The 25507-nt window shown below is 39.5% G+C and carries 18 protein-coding genes and 1 pseudogene; 12 read left to right on the top strand and 7 right to left on the bottom strand.

Translation table 11 applies throughout. The features are described from left to right. Window positions 1–1284 (top strand): annotated as a pseudogene (locus VB732_RS32010) (helicase); the annotation flags it as partial. Between the two features lie 538 nt (window positions 1285–1822). Here VB732_RS32010 and VB732_RS32005 read toward each other — a convergent pair. Next, window positions 1823–2782, bottom strand: a complete 960-nt coding sequence (locus tag VB732_RS32005) for a transposase (RefSeq protein ID WP_323234875.1) — start codon at window positions 2780–2782, stop codon at window positions 1823–1825. A 419-nt stretch (window positions 2783–3201) separates the two neighbouring features. On the opposite strand from VB732_RS32005, the gene VB732_RS32000 reads away from it, so the two are divergent. After that, window positions 3202–4089, top strand: a complete 888-nt coding sequence (locus VB732_RS32000) for a tyrosine-type recombinase/integrase (RefSeq protein ID WP_323234874.1) — start codon at window positions 3202–3204, stop codon at window positions 4087–4089. A 6-nt stretch (window positions 4090–4095) separates the two neighbouring features. Here VB732_RS32000 and VB732_RS31995 read toward each other — a convergent pair whose 3' ends face one another. Next, window positions 4096–4512 (bottom strand): hypothetical protein, encoded by a 417-nt coding sequence (locus VB732_RS31995; RefSeq protein WP_323234873.1) that lies wholly within the window; start codon window positions 4510–4512, stop codon window positions 4096–4098. A 184-nt stretch (window positions 4513–4696) separates the two neighbouring features. Next, on the bottom strand, window positions 4697–5014 hold the full coding sequence (locus VB732_RS31990) for a hypothetical protein (protein WP_416235792.1): 318 nt from the start codon (window positions 5012–5014) through the stop codon (window positions 4697–4699). Window positions 5015–5255: 241 nt separating this feature from the next. Here VB732_RS31990 and VB732_RS31985 point away from each other — a divergent pair, with 241 nt between their 5' ends. Next, a complete protein-coding gene (locus tag VB732_RS31985) occupies window positions 5256–5885 on the top strand; it encodes a ParA family protein (protein ID WP_041566771.1) in 630 nt (209 codons plus the stop codon). Then, window positions 5878–6672, top strand: a complete 795-nt coding sequence (locus VB732_RS31980; protein ID WP_323234872.1) for a hypothetical protein — start codon at window positions 5878–5880, stop codon at window positions 6670–6672. The genes VB732_RS31985 and VB732_RS31980 overlap by 8 nt, the downstream gene beginning before the upstream one ends. 173 nt (window positions 6673–6845) lie before the next feature. Here VB732_RS31980 and VB732_RS31975 read toward each other — a convergent pair whose 3' ends face one another. Beyond that, complete coding sequence (locus VB732_RS31975) at window positions 6846–7199, bottom strand: Spx/MgsR family RNA polymerase-binding regulatory protein (RefSeq protein WP_323234871.1); 354 nt, start codon at window positions 7197–7199, stop codon at window positions 6846–6848. Between the two features lie 80 nt (window positions 7200–7279). Continuing rightward, window positions 7280–7957, bottom strand: coding sequence for a hypothetical protein (locus VB732_RS31970; RefSeq protein ID WP_323234870.1), 678 nt, complete (start codon window positions 7955–7957; stop codon window positions 7280–7282). A gap of 245 nt (window positions 7958–8202) precedes the next feature. Between VB732_RS31970 and VB732_RS31965 the strand changes: the two genes are divergently transcribed. The 3 genes from VB732_RS31965 (at window position 8203) to VB732_RS31955 (ending at window position 9349) form a co-directional block, all read left to right on the top strand. Next, entirely contained in the window at window positions 8203–8361 is a 159-nt protein-coding gene (locus VB732_RS31965; protein ID WP_323234869.1) for a hypothetical protein, read from the top strand. A gap of 51 nt (window positions 8362–8412) precedes the next feature. Further along, on the top strand, window positions 8413–8811 hold the full coding sequence (locus tag VB732_RS31960; protein WP_323234868.1) for a helix-turn-helix domain-containing protein: 399 nt from the start codon (window positions 8413–8415) through the stop codon (window positions 8809–8811). 145 nt (window positions 8812–8956) lie between these two features. After that, the gene (locus VB732_RS31955; protein WP_323234877.1) at window positions 8957–9349 is read left to right on the top strand and encodes an ISAs1 family transposase; all 393 of its coding nucleotides are present in this window, start codon (window positions 8957–8959) and stop codon (window positions 9347–9349) included. 9 nt (window positions 9350–9358) lie between these two features. Here the strand turns inward: VB732_RS31955 and VB732_RS31950 are convergent, their stop codons facing one another. Next, window positions 9359–9997: a response regulator transcription factor gene (locus VB732_RS31950; protein WP_323234867.1), complete on the bottom strand. Its 639-nt coding sequence runs from the start codon at window positions 9995–9997 to the stop codon at window positions 9359–9361. Further along, the gene (locus tag VB732_RS31945; protein WP_323234866.1) at window positions 9994–11154 is read right to left on the bottom strand and encodes a sensor histidine kinase; all 1161 of its coding nucleotides are present in this window, start codon (window positions 11152–11154) and stop codon (window positions 9994–9996) included. The genes VB732_RS31950 and VB732_RS31945 overlap by 4 nt, the downstream gene beginning before the upstream one ends. A gap of 719 nt (window positions 11155–11873) precedes the next feature. Here VB732_RS31945 and VB732_RS31940 point away from each other — a divergent pair. From VB732_RS31940 to VB732_RS31920, 5 genes are all read left to right on the top strand, one after another. After that, window positions 11874–12293: a transposase gene (locus tag VB732_RS31940; protein ID WP_323234865.1), complete on the top strand. Its 420-nt coding sequence runs from the start codon at window positions 11874–11876 to the stop codon at window positions 12291–12293. Then, entirely contained in the window at window positions 12206–12841 is a 636-nt protein-coding gene (locus VB732_RS31935) for an IS630 family transposase (RefSeq protein ID WP_323234876.1), read from the top strand. Before VB732_RS31940 ends, VB732_RS31935 begins: the two co-directional genes overlap by 88 nt. A gap of 279 nt (window positions 12842–13120) precedes the next feature. Beyond that, on the top strand, window positions 13121–14872 hold the full coding sequence (locus VB732_RS31930; protein ID WP_323234864.1) for a serine hydrolase: 1752 nt from the start codon (window positions 13121–13123) through the stop codon (window positions 14870–14872). A 673-nt stretch (window positions 14873–15545) separates the two neighbouring features. Further along, on the top strand, window positions 15546–17873 hold the full coding sequence (locus tag VB732_RS31925) for an AMP-binding protein (protein WP_323234863.1): 2328 nt from the start codon (window positions 15546–15548) through the stop codon (window positions 17871–17873). A 161-nt stretch (window positions 17874–18034) separates the two neighbouring features. After that, window positions 18035–25507, top strand: a 7473-nt coding sequence (locus VB732_RS31920; RefSeq protein ID WP_323234862.1) for a MupA/Atu3671 family FMN-dependent luciferase-like monooxygenase, incomplete at its 3' end; no start/stop codon positions are given.

Here is a 25507-nt window from a genome sequence, read left to right as displayed (position 1 = left end):
TCAGATAGTGAAGAAGCTGAGATTCAGAGATATCAAAATCAAGAACAAATAAAAGTAGTCTTTATGACTGCTTCAGCATCTCGTGGCTTGTCTTTCCCTAATACTAAATATATTTTGGTACAAATTCCTGGTTTCCAAATTGAGCAAAACTTGATGGAAATAATACAAGTAATTTACCGAGGGAGAGGAGGTGAACTTGATAAAGGTGAGAAATTTTTGAATTTTTATTTATCTGACAAAGCAATATATTACTCTAAAAAATTTGATGAAAACGGAATCCTTTTAAATGCTGACGAGTCAGAAAAACTTGCAAATATTTCATTGCAAGAGGCTTGCTTGAATGTATTAAACATTCTAATTATTCTCAAAGCCTCTATTATGACCAGGATTTTGGGTTCAGGAGAAATAGGCAGAAAGCTATATGTCATTATTCCTATTGGTGGTAAATCAATTAGCAAAGTGGGAGAAACATTTATTGGCTCACTAGCAACTTTATTAAGGGAAATTCGCAAGGAGTTAAAAAAACAGTCCCAAGATACTCTTTTGCGAGATATTGAGCATACTTTATATAGATTACTTTCTGTTCAAAAGACTGAAATTAGTCCTTATTCTCAAAAAGAATCATTATCTGAAAATCAAAAATACTCCTATTTTTCAATAGGATTTAAAATCTTATCACAAATGGAGAATAGTCTTGATAAATTACTTAGTCTCCCACCGATTGAGCCAACTTATGTCAGAGGAAGTTTGCTAATTGTACCGTTGTCAGAAAAGCTAGTAAAGGAAACCAATTATATCGATTTAGAAAAAATTCTTGACTCTGACCGCAATGAAGACTTTATAAAAAAACTTGAGATTTTGGTCAAAGCTAGGAAGTATCCAAAACAAATTACTAGCGCAGCTTATTCTCTAATGGACTTAGCAAGAACACTTTTTAGTGAGTTAGAACGTTCTCAAAAGCTAAGTCAAACTTCACGTTCATCAGACCGTTATTACGCCTTGCCTATACAGACATTTATTTCATTTCAAGCCTTTGAGGATTATTTTGAAAATGAAAGGATAGTATCTAATATATCTTTTAGAGATATTTTGGCTAAATATGTTTATACACTGGCTTTAGCATTCAATATTTTACCAATTGACTCTAATTACCAAAATATTCCCTATGTAGTCTTTAATAGTGCAGCGATGGATAAATTAGGAAAAAGCTTATTTAATGATAATCAAATCTTTCAGTCAAAAGAAATGAATATTTTAAATTTAATTTTGTCACAAGAAGATTGATGTTCTTTTACCGCGAATTTGGAAAAAAGACACGGTATAGTTCGCAATTCTGGTGTTAAAAATAGATTTCAAGTATCTTTATACAATAAAAAATTATAGTAAAAACCGTTTCCCTCCCCCCTCCCTCTTCATTTTTCAGGTTCGCTGTCGGTTCACAGGCTAGGTAAAATTAACTGTGGTTTAAGGTTTGCAAGTAATTAGCCAATGTACAACTTTAAAATTATGTATTTGTATTTTCTTAACTTAATTGTTGCTGAAACTCAGAAATTGAGTTTGTAATACTAGCCTGTCTCAACAACTGCTTAAGCCTGTCAAAGCTCATAAATTTTTTTCAGTTGCTCAATCAATTCAGGGGGAACGTTATTAAATCGAGCTTCTAGAACTTCAGCTATAGACTCCTGTAGAGTCTGCGCTCTGCCTATGCGTTCTATACTTGTCATGTATGTCATTTGTTGTTCAGCCTCAAAACGATCCAATTCGGCTTTAAAATTTAATTAATACTTAAATGACTTTACTTAGCTCAGGCTAAAGAAACTTTTTATCTGCTAGTTTCATGATCTGTGTTTGTGTCTTCCTGACTTAGTTGTTGCCTAAACTCAGATATTGAACCTATAGTTACGGCTTTTTCTAACAATTGATTCAATAACTCAATATCATATAAATTATTTAATTTTTCTACTAATTCAGTAGGAATATCTTTAAATCGAATTGTTAGGATTTGAGCAATATATTTCTGGGTAGCTTTTGCTATACCTATGCGTTCTATGCTTGTCATGTATGTCATTTGCTGTTCAGCCTCAAAACGTTCCAATGCGGCTTGAAAATTTAAGTCTAACTCCGGTGGTAGAGTCATTAATCTATCTAGCAACCGGAAGATTTGCTGGATTTTATCTCTACTATAGCCTACCTCATACATTCGTTTAATCAGGCTCAACTTCCACTGCAAACGAAGAGTTAAATCTTGAGTTGTCGCTTGTGTCCGCAGGTGCGCCATCACCAGTACAGCAAAAGGACTATCACTTTGTTCTAATTCTGACCAACGAGATTCATAGTCCAGGAGCTTCACAATCGGAAACTGAAGACTTAAACGACATCCCCAACGTCCATAACTATATTCTTGCGGTCGCCAATTGGCTTGATTATCCCCCAGAATTGCCAAGCTAACAACTTCCTGGTTATAACGGTCAAAAATTCTGTAGTGATACGAAAACATCCGTTTAGTGAAGTTGGTATCTACTTGACTTTGGATTTCCAGATGAATCAGCAACCAAGTTTCCTTTCCATCTTTTAGCCAAACTTTGATTAGCTTATCGACAAATTGCTTACCAACTTCAGATTCTTTTATCAACTGCTGAAGTTCTTGCTCAAGAAAATCATAGCCTCGTCCCCAGTCAATTTCTGCTTGAATCGCGGGAAAAAAGAATGCAAGAAACGCCTCAAAGTATTGTTCTACACCTTCCTTCCAAGCACCGTCATAGTCGGCTCGTACTTCACTCACAGGTTGTCTTACCTCTACTAGCTCACATCTTACCAGGAATCACAAAATTTACTCAATGTTATGGGTTTTTACATAGGAGTTAAAGTACTTACGAATATCCGAAACACCTAGTAAGGAATGATTACTGAGTTGAAGCTGTTAGAGCCAAACTCAATCAATCGCTTAAGGGTGGATTGCAAAGCATGGATGATCTTAGGGATAGTCAAATAATCGCACCAGAATGACTTTTTTTGGGACAGTTAGATCAAGTTTGGGGCAACGAGGTAAAAAAACTAGGCGAGAGGTGACAAATTGGGGTATAAGGTTACGTAAAGAACTATTATCGTCACCTAGTTTTTATGTCCGGTCGCATCCTGAAAGTCAATAATAATACTTTGCCTTCCGTGCTGGATTGGTGGACTCAGCCGGATGTGTTGGCGATGTTTTTGTCGGAGAAGCGTAGTGAGTCCACGCGGAAAGCTTATGATCGGGACATTAAAGATTTTTTTACTAAGATGTTTGGGGTGGAATCGACGGCGGAATGGGTGGTGCGATTTTTGGCACTACCGGGGGCGCAGGCGCTCTTGTGGGTGGTCAAGTACAAAGCCAAGATGATTGAGCAGAGGTTATCGGAGGCCACGGTTAATCGGCGGTTGTCAGCTCTACGGGCGCTGGTGCATAAGGGTAGGGTGTTGGGGGTTTGTGGTTACACCTTGGAGGATATTAAGGGTGAAACTGTCATTAAATATCGAGATACCAGTGGTGTTACTCCCCAGGAATTTAAGCAGATACTTTTGACTTGCGATCCAACGACGGCGAAGGGGGTCAGGGATTATGCTTTGCTGCGCTTGCTTTGGGATAATGCGCTGCGGCGGGGGGAGATTGCGAAGTTAAAGATGGGGGATTTTGACCGTCAAAATAGCAAACTGCTGATTTTGGGTAAGGGAAGGGGTAGTCAACGGGAGACGATTGATTTAACTCCCAAGACTAGGGATGCAATTTGTTATTGGTTGGCGTTTCGGGGGTTGGCATCAACTAAGGATGCGTTATTTGTGGCGTTGGATCTGAATACGCCGGGGCATCCTTTGACGGATACGGGGATTGCCAAGATGGTAAGAACGCGGGCGAAAAAGGCGAATATTAGTAAGCCGTTAAGTCCGCACCGCATTCGGCACAGTTCGATTACGGCGGCGTTGGATGCGGGGCAGAGTGTGCGGGAGGTGCAGAAACTCAGTCGGCACACCAAGTTGGAGACGTTAATGATTTATGACGATAATCGACAGCAGCACCAGTTGAAGGTGAGTAGCGTGCTGGCGGATTTGGTTTGATGGTGTCTAGTTGCCAATCCGAACTAAATCTGTCTCTAAATCATCGTCAATTTTTACCCCGAATGGTAGGGTATCAAAACCTAAGTTTTCTAAAGTTAAAATGGCTGACTCGACTGAGGAATTGTTGATGGTTTCTTGATTTACTAGGTATGTAAGTAATTCACAAACTCCCTTGTACTGATTGGCGTTGTAGTCAATCCATCTGTTTTCAAAGAAGAGTGCATCATGCAGCGCCATTACCACTTCTGTATAGGGATCAAAAGGTAATTTATCGCGCAACTTCCGCATGGTACGCAGTAGATTGTCTGCATAGACAGCTGCTATTGGTTCTCCAGTGTATTGTTGGAGTTTTTGTAAATCTACTAAGAGAGTTTTGGTAATTTCTACTCCTGAAACTTCTAAGACGGTCTGTTCAATATTCATTGTTTTTATTTGACAATAAGTTCAGTTTATGCGGAGCTAATTGACATTTTATGGGGTAGATTTATGGGATGAACCCGCAGTTCAGATCCGCTCTGTACCAACCCTAGCGGCAATACCTAACTCTACAGGTTATTCTATTTTCTAGTCTATTAATTTTATTCCTCAAGATACTCTACCACCGCCGTCAGGTCTGCCATAGCCCGATAAATCGATTTAACAAAGCTTGGGCTACTTCTGGGTCAGCGTTGACGGTTGCTAGTTTTTCCCGTACACGACGGTCAAGGGCTTCTAGCCACAGCGACAAGCCTGTATGCCGAATTGCTGATAATAACCCCATGTTGGTGAGGACAGCCAAATGAAAACCAAGTTGGTCTTGTCCGCCATAGCCTAGATATCCGTTACTCAGTTCCAGCTTTTCTGGGGTAAATTCTAAATACTGTTCAAAGGTAATACCAGCTTTTTCTAGCTGGGGTTGGGGCAATGAAGGGTGAGATTGAGTCATAACACAATTCTTTTAAGTAATATTTGTGTGGAATTCGAGGGAATGCTCCTGCTCGATGAGTTTTTCCTCGTAGCAGGACAACACTACCCACGATGGTTAATCATACTCTTTGTTCCTGGTATGGCCTGTGTCAACTCTATGGCGTACTATTGACATACAAACTCTGTAAGTTAGTATCTTTGTTACTTACAAACTTACAGAGTTACGAACAAACAGAGTTACAAAGTTACGGAGTCAGGATGTGCATATTATTGCTGTTGTGAACGGAAAGGGAGGGTCAGCTAAAACGACAACTAGCGTCAATTTAGCAGCCATCCTTGCTGAGAAATCAAAAGTATTGTTGGTAGATGCAGATCCTCAAGGTTCTGCTACTTGGTGGGCAGAGCGCAATGAGCGAGATTTTGAATTATCTAAGGAAACAGATACGAATGAGTTGTTAAAACTTAAAAAAGTAAAAGGGTTTGATTTTATTATTGTGGACACTCCTCCGGCACTCCACTTTGAGGCACTGCAAATTACTATCGATGCGGCTGATTTTGTTTTGCTGCCATCTCCCCCAGCCCCAATGGATCTTCAGGCACTGATTGAAACTGTACAGGCATCGATCATGCCAGCAAATGTTAAGTTTCGAGTTTTATTAACTCGTGTTGATCCTCGTAGTTTGGGTAAGGCACTTGATGCTCAACAAGCACTCATGCAAGGAGGTATTCCTGCATTTAACGGTTTTGTCAGGGCTTATGCTGTTCATGAACAAGCTGTTCTTGATGGCATACCAATTACTCAAGTTCGCGGAAAAATAGCTCGTGAAGCAGAAGGGGATTATCGGCGTGTTGCTGATGAGCTTTTGAGAGAGGTAAATACTCATGGCTAAAGCACGTCGTCGTTTATCTGATCTTGTCCACGAAGAAACGCAAAAAATCAGAGAACCAAACTTACAGACTTCGGAAGTTACAAAGTCCGAAAGTTTAGCAGAAAATCCAAGTGAAGCAGAAGATCAAGTTACAGACTTACAGACTTTGGAAGCTACAAACTCTGTAACGTTATCCGAATCCGAACCTCTAAGTAAAGCAGACTCAACAGAACAACAGACTACCAAAGTTACAGACTTACAGACTTTGCAAGTTACAAAGTCCGAAAGTTTATCAGAAAATCCAAGTGAAGTAGGAGACAAAGTTACAGAACAACAGACTGCCAAAGTTACAGAGTTACAGACTTCTAGAATTACAAAGCCTGTAACTCTACCAGAATCTTCAAGTGAAGTAGAAGAAAGAGTTACAGAACAACAGGCTTCCAATGTTACAGACTTACAGACTAATAAATATTCAGAGTCTGTTTCTTCTACGCAAATTGCTATTGAGCGGGAGGGCGAAGAAGTAAACAAAACTACAAAGTTACAAAGCTTGAAAGATACAGACTTACAGAGTACCGAACTTCCGAAGTATTTAAAATTGGAGCGTAAGGAAACACGATTGAGACAGGATCAGATTGACGCACTTACCGATCTCACCCGGAAATTAAATAGAACGAAACAAGTTAAAGGTGGTGAGAGACTTACAGACAATACTTTGATCCGTGTTGCAGTAGATTTACTGCTGAGTAAAGCTTCGGAGCTTCAAGGTACTACAGAAGATGAGTTACGAAGCTCCTTAAATCTGTAAGTTTGGGAGTTTGGGAGTTTGAAAGTTTGTAACTTACAGAGTTTGTTATTAATTTATCTTGCCTGATGTGTGATCATCGCTGTCGATTCTCACTCCATTTGATGAGTTTGATTTCGACAAATAAAGGTTTTCTCGATCTAGAAGGGGATGCAATCAGGGTAGGGGTTTGGAGATTAAATTCCTAATTTTTCTCGAATGACTTTTTCATCTTTGAAGCCTACCAGCAGAGCTGTTCCATCCTTGACGAAAAGCGGACGTTTGAGCAGCATTGCATCTTTAGCGAATGCCTCGATCCACTGTTCGTCAGTCCAAGTCTTCTTTTCATCACCCAAAGCTCGGTAGGATTGGCCAGAAGTGTTCCGCATGGGAGCAGAACCCAAAAACTTTACCCAGTTTTGGATCTGCTCACGGGTAGGCGGAGTTTCTTTGGTGTTGATGAATTCATAGTCAATGCCGTTGTCTTGAAGCCAGTTAAAAGCTTTTTTGCAAGTGCCGCAGTTGAGGATGCCGTAGACTTGAAGGGACATAAAAAGTTAATCAACAATTTCCATGACATCTATATATACACATGGCTAGTGTCGGTTCTTGCCATTGCCTACGGTGGGCTTCACTTGATCGGGTAGTATAATCCATCGTCACCAAAACGCCAACCACGAGAAGCGGGGTCTCTATGGCGGCTCCATGACTCAAACTCGGATGGACTTTTGCTTTCTCTCTCTCTGGAAAGGCTTAATTCATCAACACCCAATCTTCGAGCTAGATTTTCCCCAGTCAAAGACTGAATTTCTACTGATATACCATGAAACTGATGAGATGATGAAAATTGCCTTCTGCCTGTATTTCCCTGGTGTCGAAGCTGCCCTAGTGCTTTGTTAAGTTGGGCAAGGTTCTTGGCGACGGTTTCTAACTTTTCTTCCAAGTTACTTAGCTGTTGTGCTTGTTGTTGCGTGGATGTTGATTCTATACTTTGTTCTATACTCTGGGTGAGATGCCCCAAAACAGTTTCTATTTGCTGTAAGCGGTTCTCTATACTGCTTTCTATACTCGAAGTATTGTTTACTTGATTTGCTTCCAGTGCCGAGAGTCGGTTAACGATCTGATGTAGAACATCTTCTATACAATTGTCAGCAACTTCCGTCTGACCCAGGATGTGATGCAAACCCTGCGCTACCAACTCTGTTGCTGAGGTGTTGCGTTTTTTTGCTTCGGCTCTGAGTAATTCAACTAAAGACTTGGGAAGTTTAAAATTTACTGATTCCCGTTCTATAGCCATTAAAACACCCATGCTTCAGCAAAACTCGTATTTATTTAGCTAGTTTACTGTGTGCTGAAGAACAACTCAAACTATTTCTTCCCTTGCTTGAAAGCTTTTTGAGGTAATTTTATATAAGTTTTAACAATACAAGCTTTGGTTAATCAACATCAGGAACTTCTTACTGTGCTTGAATTTCAAGCTCTTAAATACTGATTAGACAGTCAGGGGGTAAATTCAATTATCAAACGAGGTAATGAAAAATTTGGTTTACCGCCATGCCAAAGCGACCAAAACAAAACTCTGACCACGCACACCGACATAATACTCCTACTATAGATAATAAAGCGATCGCTAATCATTTAGAAGCTTTATTAACCCCAGCAGTTTTTGCTCAACAAAAATATTATAAGCAGTTAGGATTACGAGATAAGTAGCTAGACATGAAAAATTATAAGATAAAAGTAGAACAGAGCAGATGACTGAAAATGCCAGCAGCACTACGAATAAAGCTGACAAAAGAAGAAGACAAAACCTTGCAGGAGTTAAGCCTTGCAGATAATGTAGCTCGAAGAGTCAAAATTAGAGCGATCGCATTACGACTGAACGCAGATGGTTTAACAGTTCCAATGATTGCTGGTCACTTACATATTCATGAGCATACAGTTCGAGCGACATTACATCGATGGGAAAACCTGGGATTAGGTGGATTATGGGAAGCACCTGGACGTGGAGGAAAGCGCAAGTGGAGTTTAGAGGATATGAATGTGGTTGAACAATGGCTAGAAGAAGAACGTAGCTATACAAGTCGTCAACTACAAGAACGTTTGTCCGCTGAACGTGGAATCTCGCTCAGAACTTATTTTTACCTCTACCTGGTTCATTGATGCACCCTTTAAGAACCCAATGTCCGTCTCCACACTCACTACCTGAAAAATTAAGACGATAATCCACTTGGTTCAAAAATCCTCTAAACATTACCCCTTAAGGCATTAATTCTTTTTCTTCACTCCAAATCAGCGAACGGACAGTATTTGTCAAAATCTTGATGGTATTTCTCCTTGGCCTGGACTTACCACTTTGATCCAAGTCAAATCAGAACGTCAGGTTTTCACACATAATGTGATTGAAGTAACTAATGAAACCCGTTATTATATTTCATCTTTAAGTGAAACTGCTCAAAAAATAGCTGAACGAATTAGAGGATATTGGGGTGTTGAAAATAAAGTCCACTATGTGCGGGATGTTACCCAAGGTGAAGATGCATCCAGAATTCGCACTACTCTCCTGACTCAGATTTTTGCGCTCGCTCGTAATTTTTCACTCAATTTGTACCGGGATAATATGTTTAAGAACATGGCGCAAGCTCAACGTTTATGTTCTTTTGGATTAGACACACTCAAGCGGCTTTTTAGAATGAAATAGCCCTGGGTCTTAGCCTGGCAGGTGTTGTTGTACCCAAAGTACAGCGTGAATGCGATCGCGTAAACCCAACTGACTGAAGATACGCGAGACATAATTCCTGACAGTTCCTTCCGTTAAATGTAGTTCATGAGCAATTTCTCGGTTATTTTTTCCTTGACCCAGAAGTTTTAAAACATCCAATTCGCGCTTACTAAGCAAGTTTTGATAATTAACCTCTAAAGTTGAATTACCGGATTGTAATTGCGTAAAAACTTTTGGCGCAATTGTTGGCCCCAATTGACTATATCCCAGATACACCGAGCGAATTGCTGTAGCAATTTGTTCAATTGGGGTATGTTTGAGTAGATAACCTAGCGCTCCTGCCCTTAATGAATGCCAGATATACTCATCATCATCAAACGTAGTCAGAACTAAAATTTTTATCCAAGGGTAACGTTGAATAATTTCTTGAGTAGCAATCACCCCATCACAAATGGGCATTCTTACATCCATTAGAATAACATTCGGTTGCAATTGCTTTGCTAAAGCAATTGCCTCTTTACCGTTGCTTGCTTGTTCTATCACTTCCAAATCGTCTTCGCTAGACAGTAGTGTAGCTAAGTCTTGCCGAAAAATTTCTTGATCGTCAACAACTAAGAGGCGAATCATAGTGGAATAGTGATTTGAATTTGCGTACCTAGCCCTGGAGTACTCTTGATTATCAGATTACCACCAAGCATTTCTACTCGTTCTATCATGCCTTTGAGTCCTAAACCTGAATGTGGCATTGTGTTGTCAAAACCTTGACCGTCATCCCTAAGTTCTAACAAAATTACTTCAGGTGTAGACTTTCCTCGAAAAAATACTTGGGAAGCGTGAGCGTGTTTTTGAATATTAGTTAATCCTTCTTTTACAATACAGTAGATATGGTGGCTGTTTGATAAAGGAAGTTGTGGTAAATTAATTTCCCATTTAATATTAAAAGCTTGATTGTAGCGCAACTGTTCCACTAAAGTAGTTAAAGCTTGGTTGAGATTGAAGTCAGTTTGCCGCATTGTTTTTAGGGAGCGACTAACATCCTCAATGCATTGACTAGCTAGAAACTTTGCTGTATCAACTGCTTGAAAGACGGTATCTATATCATGTTGGCGTAACTTCTGTTGGGCAATTGCGAGTCTACTATTAAGATTGGTTAAACTATGTCCTAGCGAATCATGAATATCCCGTGCAATTCGAGTGCGTTCTAGAGCAGCTGCTAAAGTTTGTACTTGTTGGGTTAAAGCTTCCGCTCTTTGTCGGCTTTTCTGTTCAGAAATTATCATAAAGCTAAAAGCTATGATGAAGGGAATACTAACAAGATTGTTTGAAAGATACTCAATAATAACTAATTTTATTTGCTTAGAACCCTGTAACATCCCACATAAATCAGCTTGAGCTTTGACTGATTCGGGTACAGCCAATATGGATGTTAATATACCTAATGATACTATTAATATGAGAGTTAATAATAGATTTTTGCGATTAAGTAAAAAACAGCTTTTAGCAATATATAGGTAAAAAAATAATTCTAATCCGGTGCCGATAAACTTTACAGATAGAGCAAGCAAGATTCCTATTAAAATGTATATTTGTCTTTGCCAAAGTGGACGCTCAATCGGAAAAATTAAACTCAAAAGAGCATATCCAACAAGACAGGTTATCACATATAAAGTTGTTACTGTAGATATCTGAAAAGTTCCATCAATTATGCAACCTAAGGTAATTCCAGCAATCATTATCCATTCTACGTAACATAAAGCCCAACGGAATGATGGGGAAGGGTTCATAATCAGATTCAGGCTCTTGCGTTGGTTTTATGGTATGGCATTAAAATAGCCGTTTTATAGAAAGGCTCAAAAATTTAAAATTCAGTCATAGCAAAAAACGTAGGCTTTGATTAGATTTTATTTATTATTCGACTCCATAAAAGGAACTGAAGAGCCTAGATTCATAACTCGAAAATTAATTGAACATCAATTTCAAAAGACTGACACAAGAAAGCAGAAGATAAAAAAGCTCATAATATTAATATATAGTGGTTCCCGACCTGTAAGGTATGCTTCCAAAGCTAGCTTGCTTGCGCCCATGTATCTTTTACCTATAAACGGTTTGCCAAGGTGGGAAGTCCCCTGGTAAGCCTCTCCATGTACATCCCTCTCTACGAGATGCTACCTACGCGAACGCAAAGCACATAAAAGCTTGCCTGCACTAAAAATACAATAGATCGTTCTGTTTGTCTCATAGTATAAAATTTGTCATATAAATTGATCAAACTTATTTAATCTATCCCTAGCGTATACAGAAGAGTTTAAATCCACCTTAATATTGTCTTAACAAAAACTCATGAAAAAGATAAAACTACTTGGCGCTCACCAAGTAACAATTTGTAACAGCAGTTTGATGATAATAAATAGTTTCTACTTTAATTACGTACTATAGCGGTTTTCAGTTGAGTGAGATGCACTCAGATGTAGTATAGACTGAACATGACCTAAATATGTAAGCAATGAAAGCATACTCCATCGATTTACGTCGGAAAATTACGGATACTTATGAACAGGAATCCATATCTCAACGCAAATTAGCGGAGCGTTTCCGGGTTGCCCCGAGTTTTATACATAAACTACTTAAACAATACAAAGTTTCAGGGACGCTAGAACCCAAAAGTCATGGAGGTGGTCAGAGCCTCAAGCTAACTCCAGAAAGCATAGTAATTCTGGCAGAACTAGTAGAGGAAAAAAATGATGCCACTTTAGTTCAGTTGAAAGAAAAACTCTATGAACAGACACAAGTTCAAGTAAGTAGTTCCACTATTAGTCGTCTGCTGACACGTTTGGGATTGACCCGCAAAAAAAAACGTTTCAAGCCAGTGAACGACAAACCGAGCGAGTTCAAAACTTACGGCGAGAGTACAGGCATCAAATGACCATCCTGCGCGTAGAGGATTTGGTCTTTGTCGATGAGGCTGGAGTGAATTTAGGGATGACTCGCCTATTCGGACGAGCATTATCAGGACAAAGAGCTTATGGGACACGTCCTCAACAACGAGGTAAGAATGTGAGTCTCATTGGTGCAATGGCATTGCGAGGTGTTGTTGCTTCGACAGCTATTGTGGGGGCAACGGATGGTTTAACCTTTGAAGCCTTTATCTGCCAGCGACTTATACCTAATCTCTGGCCTGGAGCCTGTGTAGTGATCGACAATGCCTCCATTCATCAAGAAGCCTTTTTGCGCCCGATGCTAGAACAAGCTCAAGCTAGTCTACACTTTCTCTCTCCCTATTCTCCAGACTTTTCCCCCATTGAAAACTGTTGGTCAAAGGTTAAAGAATTTATTCGTTCTGCGGCTCCTCGTACCTATCATGATTTAGCTCAAGCCATTGATACGGCTTTTGAAAAAGTCTCTCTGCTAGATATTCATAACTGGTTTACTCATTGTTGCTACTGCCTCACTGAATATTTAGAGTCAGCCTAAAGTCTTGTAGGCAACTTTTCACTTCACTATGTCAACGACTACAGTACATCTGTTCGTATCTCATCCAATTGCATACCGCTATAACCTGATTTTATGAATCAAGTCTGCCACCATAGCTAAATTATTAAACAAAAATTTTAACTACCTCTTAATCTTCTTTTAAATATATTTACTGTACTGTATTATAAGTAACTCAAGAGTTAAAAGATTTATACCATTTAAGCTCATCCTACTCCTAAAGGTTACGGCATATCTTAAGTTTATTTTTAAGGTGATGTCATGTTAGAAGCTAACCCCAATTTTGACTTTTTTTTGGAGCATAATCAAAGCCTAGCGCCTGTCAAGGATAGCTTAAACAGTAATTTAGAACTCAGTTATCCGTTACATCATCGTAGCAGTAACTTTTTTCCTTCTAATATTGATTACAAGCACTTTGACAGCAGACAACTACCAGATAGCTGGAACGATGACGGTACAGTTTTTAGAGGGAGCATAGGTAATGACAACCTCAATGGTAGCTGCGGTAATGACACACTCTATGGATATGCAGGTGAAGACAGACTCATTGGTAATAGAGGTGAGGATCTACTTAATGGCGGTACAGGCAAAGATTATCTCAATGGTGGCAAAGGTAATGATACTTTAATCGACTACGACGGCGGTGATTTGATGAGTGGAGGGAAAGGATCTGACCTTTTTTGGTTAGGCAGTTGGAGCCAGCCTAACACTCCCACCATTATTACAGACTTCCAGGTTGGAACGGATCAAATTAAAGTGGGACACTTGGGAGCTAGATTTGACAACTTAACTATTCAAAACTGTAGAGGCCAAAACAATCAGAAACAAACCACAATTAAGGAGCAAGGACATACACTGGCTGTGCTTTTGGGAATTGAAGCCTCTCATTTAACAGCTAATAGCTTTATCTTTGGTAACTCTAAGTTAGCCATGCAACTTCAGAATGCTGTGGATAAGAATCTCAAGAATTCTGATCTCCCTGGTGCAACAGTAGCAGTTATTACTCCAGATGGATTCACGTGGGAAGGAGCTAGTGGTGTCTCTGACTTGACAAACCAAAATCTGATGTCGCCTGACAAAATCTTCAACATTGGCGCTCTTACTGAGACATTTACAGCAGCTACAGTGTTGAAATTGACGGAAAAAGGAACACTAAGCCTGGATGATACTTTGGGCAAATGGTTGCCTGATATTGCTCAAAATATTTTACATGGGGAAAGCATTACAATTCGCCAACTTTTAAATGGCACAGGTGGGATTTATTATTACAGAGAAGATGAGCAGTGGCGGTTCGATATCACCACTGATTTCTTGAATGGTTCAACTAGAAATTGGAGTTCAGAGGATTTAGTCGCTTACACTTACGACAAACCACGCTTTTCAGGAGAGGCATCTTCATCAGTGTGGACATATCCAGGAACAGGAACTGTTTTAGCCAAGCTGATTGTGGAGAAAGCTACAAATTCTTCATTTTCTAATGTGATGCGTGAGCAGGTTTTAAAGCTTTTAGGGCTTAACAATACCTTTTTTAGTGGAGAAAATCAGCTTAGTGGTAAATTGGCTAGGGGTTATCAAGATGCACTTGATGCAGATGGGAATATTGGTCAAGATGGGATTCTTGAAGACTTCACCAATACTAATCCATCACTATATTTAGCTTCGGGAACGCTATTTTCTAGCAGCCAAGATATAGCCCGGTTTTATCAAGCTGTATTTAGTGGTGAATTCCTGAAATCAAACAGTCTCAAAGAAATGCTGACTTTCGTGAATGAAGGTATACCTTATGAGGGTAATCAGTATGGACTAGGCGTAGCTAGTTTTGAAAATTCTTCGCAAAGAGAATGGGGTAAGGGTGGTGACAACCCTGGATATAGTAGTGAGATGCGTTACTTTCCCGATCGGGGCGATGCAATAATTGTTACATTAGGGAATGGAGGTAGTAATTCTGATACAGAAGGCGTAGTCCCAATCTTAGACGGGACTTATAAAGTAATTTTTGATAGTCGGTCATAGCCAGGAAGTACTACAAATCCCTTCTGTTCTGGGGGACAACCACGACAACGTAGAATTCGTTATCCTGTTGTCAAAAAAACTACAATATTAAATTATTATAAATTCTATGGATTGAATATAAAAGTGCTATTAGTATGGTTTAGTTAACTTTAACTATTAATCAGTTAAAGTTAAGTAAAAAATAATAAATATTGCTGATTTGAAAAATAGGTTGTTGTATGAGTTTCATAATTTCATAATATCAACTACCAATTTATCATCATCAATTAAAGATAGTAGTCCTAAGTTGTTTGAAAGATATCCTGATTTCTTGTTTATTTTTTTCAACGGTTTATCATAAAAATAACTTACAAAAATAGTCTTGGATTCTTATAGAAGTATTCATAGTATTAAATCTGCATACCATTATTAGAGATATATAAAGTTTATAAAAAATAAGTTTTATATATAGTTCTGCAAAAGCTTATAGCTATTCTCAGTTAAATGAGGTACGCACTCAAAATGGAAAGACTTTATATCTGAGGTTTAGCTGTACCTCAATACACTAGGAAGGGCTATAAAGGTTGTTTATATCTGGTGTAATTTCCATATTACAGTTAGGTATGTAAATTATTAAGAACATTGAATTGCACTAATTTTTTTATAGGTTGCCAACTACCAAAGGAACTCAAAGATGAACAAATCCAATTTTGAACTACCTATTAATTGTTATACATTCGTGGATATTCTCCGCTGGAGAGCACTCCAGCAGAATGAACAGGAGGGTTACATATTTCTGCGGGACGGAGAAATCGATGAGTTTCATTTAACTTATAAGCAGCTAGACTCTCAAGCTCGCACGATTGCTGCACAGCTTCAAAATATTGGCGCGTCTGGAGAAAGAGCTTTACTGCTCTACCCATCAGGGTTAGAGTTCATTACCGCCTTTTTTGGATGCTTGTATGCAGGTGTAATTGCTGTTCCCGCCTACCCACTCCGGCGTAATCAAAAAGTGAGTAGATTACAAGCAATCATCACAGACTGTCAAGCGAAGTTTTTACTAACAACTACATCAGAGTTAGTCAATTTGGAGAAGCGATTACAAGAGAAACTAGAATTACCAGAATTGTGTCTGCTGGCAACCGATGGCTTGAATATTGATTTAGCATCAAATTGGCAACAACCGACTTCTTTAGATAGCAATAGTCTCGCTTTTCTTCAATACACGTCGGGTTCTACAGGAATGCCAAAGGGTGTAATGGTCAGTCATGGCAATCTGTTGCACAATTCGGAGTATATCAAGTCAGCTTTTGAACTCACACAGGATAGTATTTCAGTAACTTGGTTGCCTAGTTTTCATGATATGGGATTAATTGATGGGTTGCTCCAGCCTTTATACACAGGTTTTTTGGGTATTTTCATGCCACCAGCATCCTTTGTTCAGCAACCGATGCGATGGCTTCAGGCTATTTCCCACTACAGAGCAACCCATAGTGGCGGGCCTAATTTTGGTTATGAACTTTGTGTCACCAAGATTACTCCAGAACAACGAGAAAGCCTAGACTTGAGTAGTTGGTGTAGTGCTTATAGTGGTGCTGAACCTGTTCGTCGGGAAACCTTAGACAAGTTTGCTGCCACATTCAAAGCTTGTGGTTTTCAAGCAAACTTCTTTTATCCCTGTTACGGCATGGCTGAAGCCACACTCATGATTTCTGGAGGAGGCGTTACGGATGAGCCAGTTTACTGTACAGTTGAGGCAGAAGCATTAGAAAAAAAACGGCTTGTGCAAGTCAATAATCATACTACCAGAGTTAGACATTTGGTAGGTTGTGGACATGCATGGCTTGATACAAAAATTGTTATTGCCGATCCTCAATCGCTGACTTCATGTAATACTGACCGAGTAGGAGAGATTTGGGTATCAGGTCTGAGTGTAACTCAGGGCTACTGGAATCGACTAGATTTGACCAAGCAAACCTTCAATGCTTATTTAACAGATACCGGTGATGGTCCATTTTTGCGAACTGGGGACTTAGGTTTTTTCCGGAATGGACAGTTATTTATCACAGGTCGGCTTAAGGATGTCATTATTATTAGGGGTTGTAATCATTATCCTCAAGACATTGAACTCACGGTAGAACAAAGCCATTCAGCATTACAGTCTGGTTGCGGAGCTGCCTTTGCCATAGACGTGGAAGGTCAAGAGCGGTTGGTAATTGTTCAGGAAGTACGGCGCAGTTACCTGCGTTTACTAAACGTCAATGAGGTGATTGAAGCTATTCGTAAAGCAGTGTCAGAGCAACACGAATTACAAGTTTATACTGTATTGTTGCTTAAAACTGGAAGTATTCCCAAGACTTCTAGTGGTAAGATTCAACGCTATGCGTGTAAAGCTGAGTTTTTAGCTGGAAGTTTAGATGTAGTAGGACATTGGAATGCAAATAATTTCTCAATAGAAGCATCTCAAAGCAATTCCAACCTTTCTTTAGAAAGTTTCACAGACCATGTATTTGACAATATTTCAAGTAACGAACAATCTAAGTTTTTAGAAAACATCTCCACTCATAATGCTCAATCAATTCAACACTGGATAATAAATTGGTTGAGTAAGACATTGAAAATAAATGCTCAATTTATTGAACCCAGTAAGTCTTTTGCTGAATATGGAGTAGATTCACAGATGGCAGTAGAATTAGCACAAAATTTAAAAAATTGGCTAAAATCTCCTCAAGAAATTGAGCCAACCATAGCTTGGAGTTTTCCTAGTATTGAATCTTTGTCAGATCACTTAGCTAATGAATTAACTTCAAATATATTGGCAGCTTCATCTTTAGCTTTAGAGGTAACGCGAACAGATGTAAAGCAATCTGTTAAAAAACTTGGTGTTTTTCCACTAGAAGAAAAAATTGCTACAGAGGTAGAACAACTTTCTGAAATGCAAGTTCAAGCGTCAATTGCTCAAGAACTCGCAGCAATCGAAAATTTGCTAGAAGGTATCCATAAAAACAATCTTAAGAAATAGGAAAACCGATTGTCAAAGTAAGAGCGAACGATGGCAGTAGCGGGTATTAAATAAAATCAAATCGATGACTCGAAAAAGATAGCCACGAATATGATTTATTATTGAAAACTTCCGATTGCTATGTATAGGAGTTACAGATATCTTGTGAAAGGAAATAATCGATGACCTATTATACTGCCGAAAATCATCCAGAACAGTTGTCTTCATCACAACGATTACTAATTGCCCTTAAGCAAGCAAAAACTCAACTCGAAGCAGCAGAGTATCAAAAGCACGAGCCAATAGCTATTATCGGAATAGGATGTCGGTTTCCAGGTGGAGCTAACAATATAGAAGCATATTGGCATCTACTGCAAACTGGGGTAGACGCAATTACAGCAATTCCCGACGAGAGATGGGACATCAATACTTTTTACGATCGCAACCCTGAGACTCCAGGGAAAATGTACACTAAGTACGGTGCATTTTTAGAGGGAGTAGATGGATTTGAACCCAAATTCTTTAATATTTCTCCTAGAGAAGCGATCGCCATAGATCCCCAACAACGGCTACTATTAGAAGTAAGTTGGGAAGCACTGGAGAACGCCGGACAAGCAACCCTGCAATTACAAGGAAGTAAAACAGGAATATTTATTGGTATTGGCTCCGAAGACTATTCTCAGCTAACAATCAATTCTGGGGATTTTACCCGCATCGATCCTCACAGCAGCCTGGGGAATGCTCGTTCAATTGCTGCTGGGAGATTAGCATATATTTTTGGTTTTCAGGGGCCATGTCTGCAATTAGATACTTCTTGTTCTTCTTCTCTACTAGCAGTTCATTTAGCCTGTCAGAGTTTACGTGCTAAAGAGTCGAATCTCGCATTAGCAGGTGGTGTAAATTTAATCCTATCGCCAGAAACCAGCATTGGTTTGTGCAAGCTCAAAGCCCTATCGGTTGATGGTCACTGTAAAACTTTTGATGCTGCTGCTGATGGTTACGCTAGAGGAGAAGGGTGCGGTATTATCGTACTGAAACGCTTATCTGATGCGATCGCAGATCGAGATAATATCCTGGCTGTAATTCGTGGTTCAGCAGTCAACCATGATGGTCGCAGCAATGGGATGACTGCTCCTAATGGTTCTGCTCAAGAAGCATTAATTCGGGAGGCACTAGAAAACGCCAAAGTAGAGCCGAATCAAGTTCAATACGTAGAGGCTCACGGAACCGGCACACCTTTGGGAGATCCAATCGAAGTTTTTGCTTTGGAGAAGGTGCTTTGTCAGGGACGCTCAGAGGATAACCCTTTGACTATTGGTTCAGTTAAAACTAACATTGGGCATTTAGAAGCCGCCGCCGGAATAGCAAGTCTGATCAAAGTAGTACTGTCTCTCCAACACCAGCAAATACCACCTCATCTGCACTTTCACAAGCCAAATCCATATATTCCTTGGGAACGCCTACCAATAGTAGTTCCTCATCAACTTACTCCTTGGTCAACACAACAACCACGAATAGCAGGCGTGAGCGCCTTTGGGATGAGTGGAACCAACGTTCATTTGATTCTCGAAGAAGCTCCCAAAATTGAACCTGTATATTTAGAAGCCGAACGTCCTTTTCATCTTTTATGCTTGTCAGCTAGAAGCGAGAAAGCACTAAATACTCTAGCAGGTCTTTATCAAAGTTACATTCAGTCTCATCCACACATAGCTCTTGGGGATCTTTGTTTTACAGCCAACACAGGGCGATCACATTTTGAATATCGTTTAGCTGTAGTTGCCGAATCCACTAAGCAAATGGCTGAAAAATTAGCTGGTTTCACCACCAAAACTGATACTACTGGACTAGTTAGAGGCCAAATAGATAGCATAAATCGCCCAAAAATAGCATGGCTATTTACAGGACAAGGCTCTCAATATATAGGTATGGGTCGTCAACTTTACGAAACTCAGCCTACTTTTCGTCAAGCTATAGACCGTTGCGATCAAATTCTATCTTCTCATCTAGAAAAACCCCTCCTAGAAATTCTTTATCTAGCAAACAATGAGAGTTACCCTCTGAACGAAACTGCCTATACCCAGCCTGCAATATTTTCTTTGGAATATGCTTTAGCTGAGTTATGGCGTTCTTGGGGCATCACTCCCGATCTAGTCATGGGACATAGTGTGGGGGAGTATGTTGCCGCTTGCGTAGCTGGAGTTTTTAGTTTAGAAGACGGACTCAAACTAATTGTACACCGCAGCCAACTAATGCAATCTTTACCTAGCAATGGTGCAATGGTAGTAGTGTTTGCAGATGCAGATATAGTTAACAAAACTTTAGCTGAGTATCACGGAAAAATTTACCTGGCCGCAGTCAATGGAGTGCAAAACATTGTTATTTCTGGTGAGAAAGAGGCTGTAGAGTCTGCTGTTGAACAGTTTAAGTCTCAGGGAATTACCGTACAGTATTTACAAGTATCTCACGCCTTCCATTCACCACTGATGGAGCCGATACTTGACGAATTTGAGCGTCAAGCACGACAAGTACAGTTTCAGACCCCACATATTGGCTTAATTTCAAATCTCACGGGTCAAATATTCTCAGCAGAAGAAATCCCAGATGCCAACTATTGGCGTTGCCATCTCCGCCAAACTGTACAATTTGCCACTGGGATTAATACACTACACAATCTTGGGTGTAACATCTTTTTAGAGATTGGGCCGCGTCCTACCCTAATTAGTATGGGTAAAAGGTGTCTCGGTCAAGCAAAGCATTCTTGGATACCTTCACTACAGCCCGAACAAGAAGATTGGCAGGTACTTTTAAACAGCTTAGGTAAATTGGCAGTTCTAGGTGTAGAGATTAACTGGACAGAATGCGATCGCCACTATCAACGTCGCCGTCTTTCTTTACCGACCTATCCCTTTGAGCGCCAGCGTTATTGGTATGAGTTTGACGATCGACACAGAAATGGAAATTTTATGAATGTTCAAAAATTAGATATCCCATTGACTCAGGCAGAAGTTGATCTCAGCACAATAAATACACATCAAGAAATTATTCTGCCCAAATTACGTATTCTCATTGCCGAACTACTACATATAAAAACAAGTGAAATTAATATTCATGAACCGTTTCTAGAAATGGGAGCTGACTCCCTCGTACTGATGGAAGCGGTAAGAACTATAGAGAATGCTTTTGGAATTAAAGTTGCAATTCGTCAGTTTTTTGAAGAGTGTACGACTATAGATTCTCTCTCCACCTATATTGATAAAAATATCTCTCCAGAATGGGTGCTGAAAAATTCTCCACAGCCAAAGCGCGAGCTAAATGGTTCATCTCCAAAATCAACATCCCACATAGCTACAACCCTAACAACAGATACTGTACAAACTGAAGTTGCTCCTTCTGTCGCACCGCAAAAAATAACACCAGCATCTATAAATGGAAATGGCACAGTAAATACCAAACAAACAATAGCGGTGTCCGAAACAGCACTAGAACGAATTATTAGCCAGCAATTGGAAGTAATGACGCATTTCAATGCTAGTCAGCATGAACTCATGCGCCAACAGTTGGAAGTTTTACGTAACAACTCTTTATCTATAGGAACATCCTTAGAACCTCATAGCAAGTTGCACTCAAACGGAAAAATTGACACACATCAACTCCCCATTGCACCTGAACAATCACTATCTACTCCTAGTTATCTTAAAGATGCTGCATCTATTCAACCTCAAGCAAATCTAGAGCCGGTAAGAGTTAATGGAAAATTAAATCTACAACAACAGCAGCATCTACAAGCACTGATTACACGTTATAACCAGCGCACTCAAAAATCTAAACAACAAACACAAACTGAACGGCAATATTCAGCTGATAGAAGAGGCATAGCAGGTTTCCGTTCAGATACAAAAGAAATGTGCTATCCCATCATTGGCAAGCAAGCACTAGGCTCTAAAATCTGGGATGTAGATGGTAATGAATACATAGACTTAGCAATGGGATTTGGGGTGTATTTGTTTGGACATGATGCACCGTTTATCAAAGCAACTTTAGAAAATGAATTGCAACAAGGAACTCGAATCGGCCCTCGTTCAGAACTAGCAGGAGAAGTAGCAAAGTTAATCTGTGAACTAACAGGCGTAGAGCGAGCCGCCTTCTGTAACTCTGGGACAGAAGCAGTAATGACGGCAATTCGTTTAGCACGAACCGCTACAGGACGTAGCAAAATTGCCATATTTGCAGGCTCATATCATGGTCATTTTGATGGCACTCTAGCTGTAGGACAGAAAGCTGAAGGAGAATTACGTTCAGTACCACTTGCTCCAGGAGTACCCCAACATATCGCAGATCATATTTTGGTACTCAATTATGGTGATTTTGAGTCTCTAGAAACAATCAAAGCTCACAGTGAAGAATTAGCTGCTGTGCTAGTTGAACCTGTACAAAGTCGAAGACCTGATTTACAACCAAAAGAGTTTTTACATCAACTCCGACAATTAACTTCTCAGACAGGAATAGCATTAATTTTTGATGAGGTGCTTGTAGGCTTTCGCATTCACTTGGGTGGCGCACAAGCGTGGTTTGGTATCGAAGCAGATTTAGTCACATACGGCAAGATAATTGGTGGTGGTATGCCAATTGGGGTTGTAGCTGGCAAAGCTGCATACATGGATGGCATAGATGGTGGAATGTGGAACTTTGGGGATGCATCATATCCTCAAGCAGAAACTACTTACTTTGCTGGCACTTTCTGTAAGCATCCCCTAACAATGGGAGCCGCACGAGCTATACTCCAGCAGATGAAAATGCTTGGAACATCAGTTCAAGAGCAATTAAACGATCGCACATCAAAGCTAGCTGCAACCCTAAATACATACTTTCAGCAAAATAATGTCCCATTACGAATGGTGAATTTTGGCTCACTATTTCGCTTCACTTTTAAGGATAACTATAGCGTTTTCAACCAACCCTTAGAAGTAGATTTGCTGTTTTATCACTTACTCGAAAAAGGAGTTTATATTTGGGAAGGACGTAATTGTTTTCTGTCTACAGCACATACAGATGAAGATATTGAGTTTGTAATTCAGGCTTTTAAAATAAGTGTCCAAGAGTTGCAAACAGCAGGCTTTTTTCCTGCTTCAGCTTCAGGAAAATTAAAAACTTTAAATAATTCATCTTTAACTAACTCTTTAGTTGAATCTGCCAAGTTGGAGAGAATTAATCCTGAAGCTCCAGTTTTTAATAAACCAGTTGCCAATTTAACTCAATCAAATCCAAATCAGCAGGCGGGTTTTTGGGAGCGGAACCAATATAAACCTTCTCTTACTACTAATAAAGTTCCCGAAATAAAATTTAACCAAAATAGTAAAAAGACAATTGAGTTTAGCTTATTTTATTTTGGTCAATATGATTCCGAATTCGTATCAGACAAATATAACCTGCTATTTGAAGGGGCAAAATTTGCTGACGAACATGATTTTACAGCTTTATGGGTTCCTGAACGTCATTTTCATGCTTTTGGAGGATTTTCGCCTAACCCATCAGTAATTAGTGCTGCACTTGCCAAAGTAACCCAACGGATACAACTGCGTGCAGGTAGCGTTGTTTTACCAATACACCATCCAATTAGAGTAGCTGAAGAGTGGTCAGTAGTCGATAATTTATCGCAAGGTAGAGTCGGTATTTCTTTTGCTTCTGGTTGGCATCCTAATGATTTTGTATTTGCACCTGATGCCTACGGCAAACATCGTGACCTGATGTTTCAAGAAATTGCAACAGTGCAAAAACTTTGGCGTGGAGAACCTATTCAATTTCGAGATGGTGCTGGAAAGGATATAAATATTAAGCTTTTTCCGATGCCAGTGCAGCCTGATGTGCCTATTTGGATAACTATTGTTAATAATCCAGAAACCTATATTAAGGCTGGTGAAATAGGTGTAGGTGTTTTAACAAATCTTATGGGTCAGACCGTTGAAGATTTAGCCAAGAACATCAAGCTATACCGTGAATCTTTATATCAACATGGTCATAACCCAAAATCTGGCCATGTAACGGTCTTGTTGCACACATTTGTTGGCGAAGATATTAATATTGTTCGGGAAAAGGCTCATCAACCTTTTTGCAAATATCTTCAAAGTTCAATTGGACTTTTGCAGAATTTGGTCAAGAGTCAGGGTTTAAATATAAATTTTGAAACTTTGACTGAAGATGATAAAAATTACCTGTTATCAGTCGCTTATGAACGTTATGTGCAAACAAGCGCCTTGATTGGAACGCCAGATTCTTGCTCAAAAATTATTGAGAACATGATGGCAATTGGCGTTGATGAAGTTGCTTGTTTGATTGATTTTGGAGTTGATGCTGACTCTGTATTACAAAGTCTATCTTACTTAAATTTATTAAGAGAGCGTTACGAAGTTGAAGATACATCTGAGCTAATATCTACACTACCTAATCAAATAGTTAGTGAAGCCCCTCTGACTCAAGCACAAAAACAACTCTGGCTTTTAGCCCAGATAGGAGAAGATGAGTCAAATACTTATAACGAATCTATTATGCTTCAACTACAAGGTTGTTTGCATTTGCCAGCAATGCGTAGCGCTTTCAAAAAACTTGTAGCTCGTCACGAAGCATTGCGAACAATTATAGATTCATCTGGTGAAATTCAGCGAGTTTTATCTGACATAATCATAGAAGTTCCACTCATTGACTTATCGAATATTGATGCTAGCGATCGCCAAACTAAAATAGATGAATGGTTAAATCAGGAGAATCAACAAAGTTTTGACCTGACTCGCGGGCCCCTATTACGGATAAATCTTCTGAAGTTAGAGGAAGAAGTACATTTACTAATTATCACAGCGCATCACATTATTATTGATGGCTGGTCAATTGGTTTGATGTTACAAGAGGTAGGTGCATTCTACTCAGCAGAGTGTCAGGGCAAAGTTTTTCAGCCAGAAGCACCACTACAATTTAAAGAATATATACACTGGCAGTTATCGCAAAGTCAGAGTGCCGAAATAGCTAACCAACAAGCCTATTGGCTAGGAAAGTTTGTAGACTCAATACCAACCTTAGAACTACCAACAGATCGCCTGCGATCGCCTGTGATGTCCTACAAAGGAGCCAGAGTCAGTATGAAGGCTAATGCCAGTCTTTATGCTGCACTCAAAGAATTTAGTAAAAAGAATGGTTGCACGCTATTTATGACCTTATTAGCGGGCTATATGACTTTGCTACACCGATTGAGTAATCAGGACGAGATTATAGTCGGTATTCCCGTAGCGGGTCGAGGACTTGCAGGTAGTGAAAAGATGGTAGGTTATTGCGCTCACTTACTGCCAATATGTAGCTATCTTGATGGTTCGCCAACTTTCTTAGAATATTTGGCTAATATCAAGCATATTTTGTTAGATAGCTACGAAAACCAAGATTATACTTTTGCCCAGTTACTTGAACAGTTAAATCTACCGCGAAATCCTAGCCGCTCTCCTTTGGTCAACGTGACATTTAACCTAGACCGACCACAAGTAGTACCAACAATGCTAGGGCTAGAACTAACTTTGGTTCCTTATCCTAAAGGTTATGTGCAATATGACATTGATTTGAATGTCATAGAGTTTGGAAATGAATTGCTAATGGAGGTAGATTATAGTACTGACTTG

Origin of the sequence: Nostoc sp. UHCC 0252, assembly GCF_034931145.1 — a bacterium.
Lineage (GTDB): Bacteria > Cyanobacteriota > Cyanobacteriia > Cyanobacteriales > Nostocaceae > Nostoc.
This window is presented reverse-complemented; position numbering and strand designations above follow the sequence as displayed.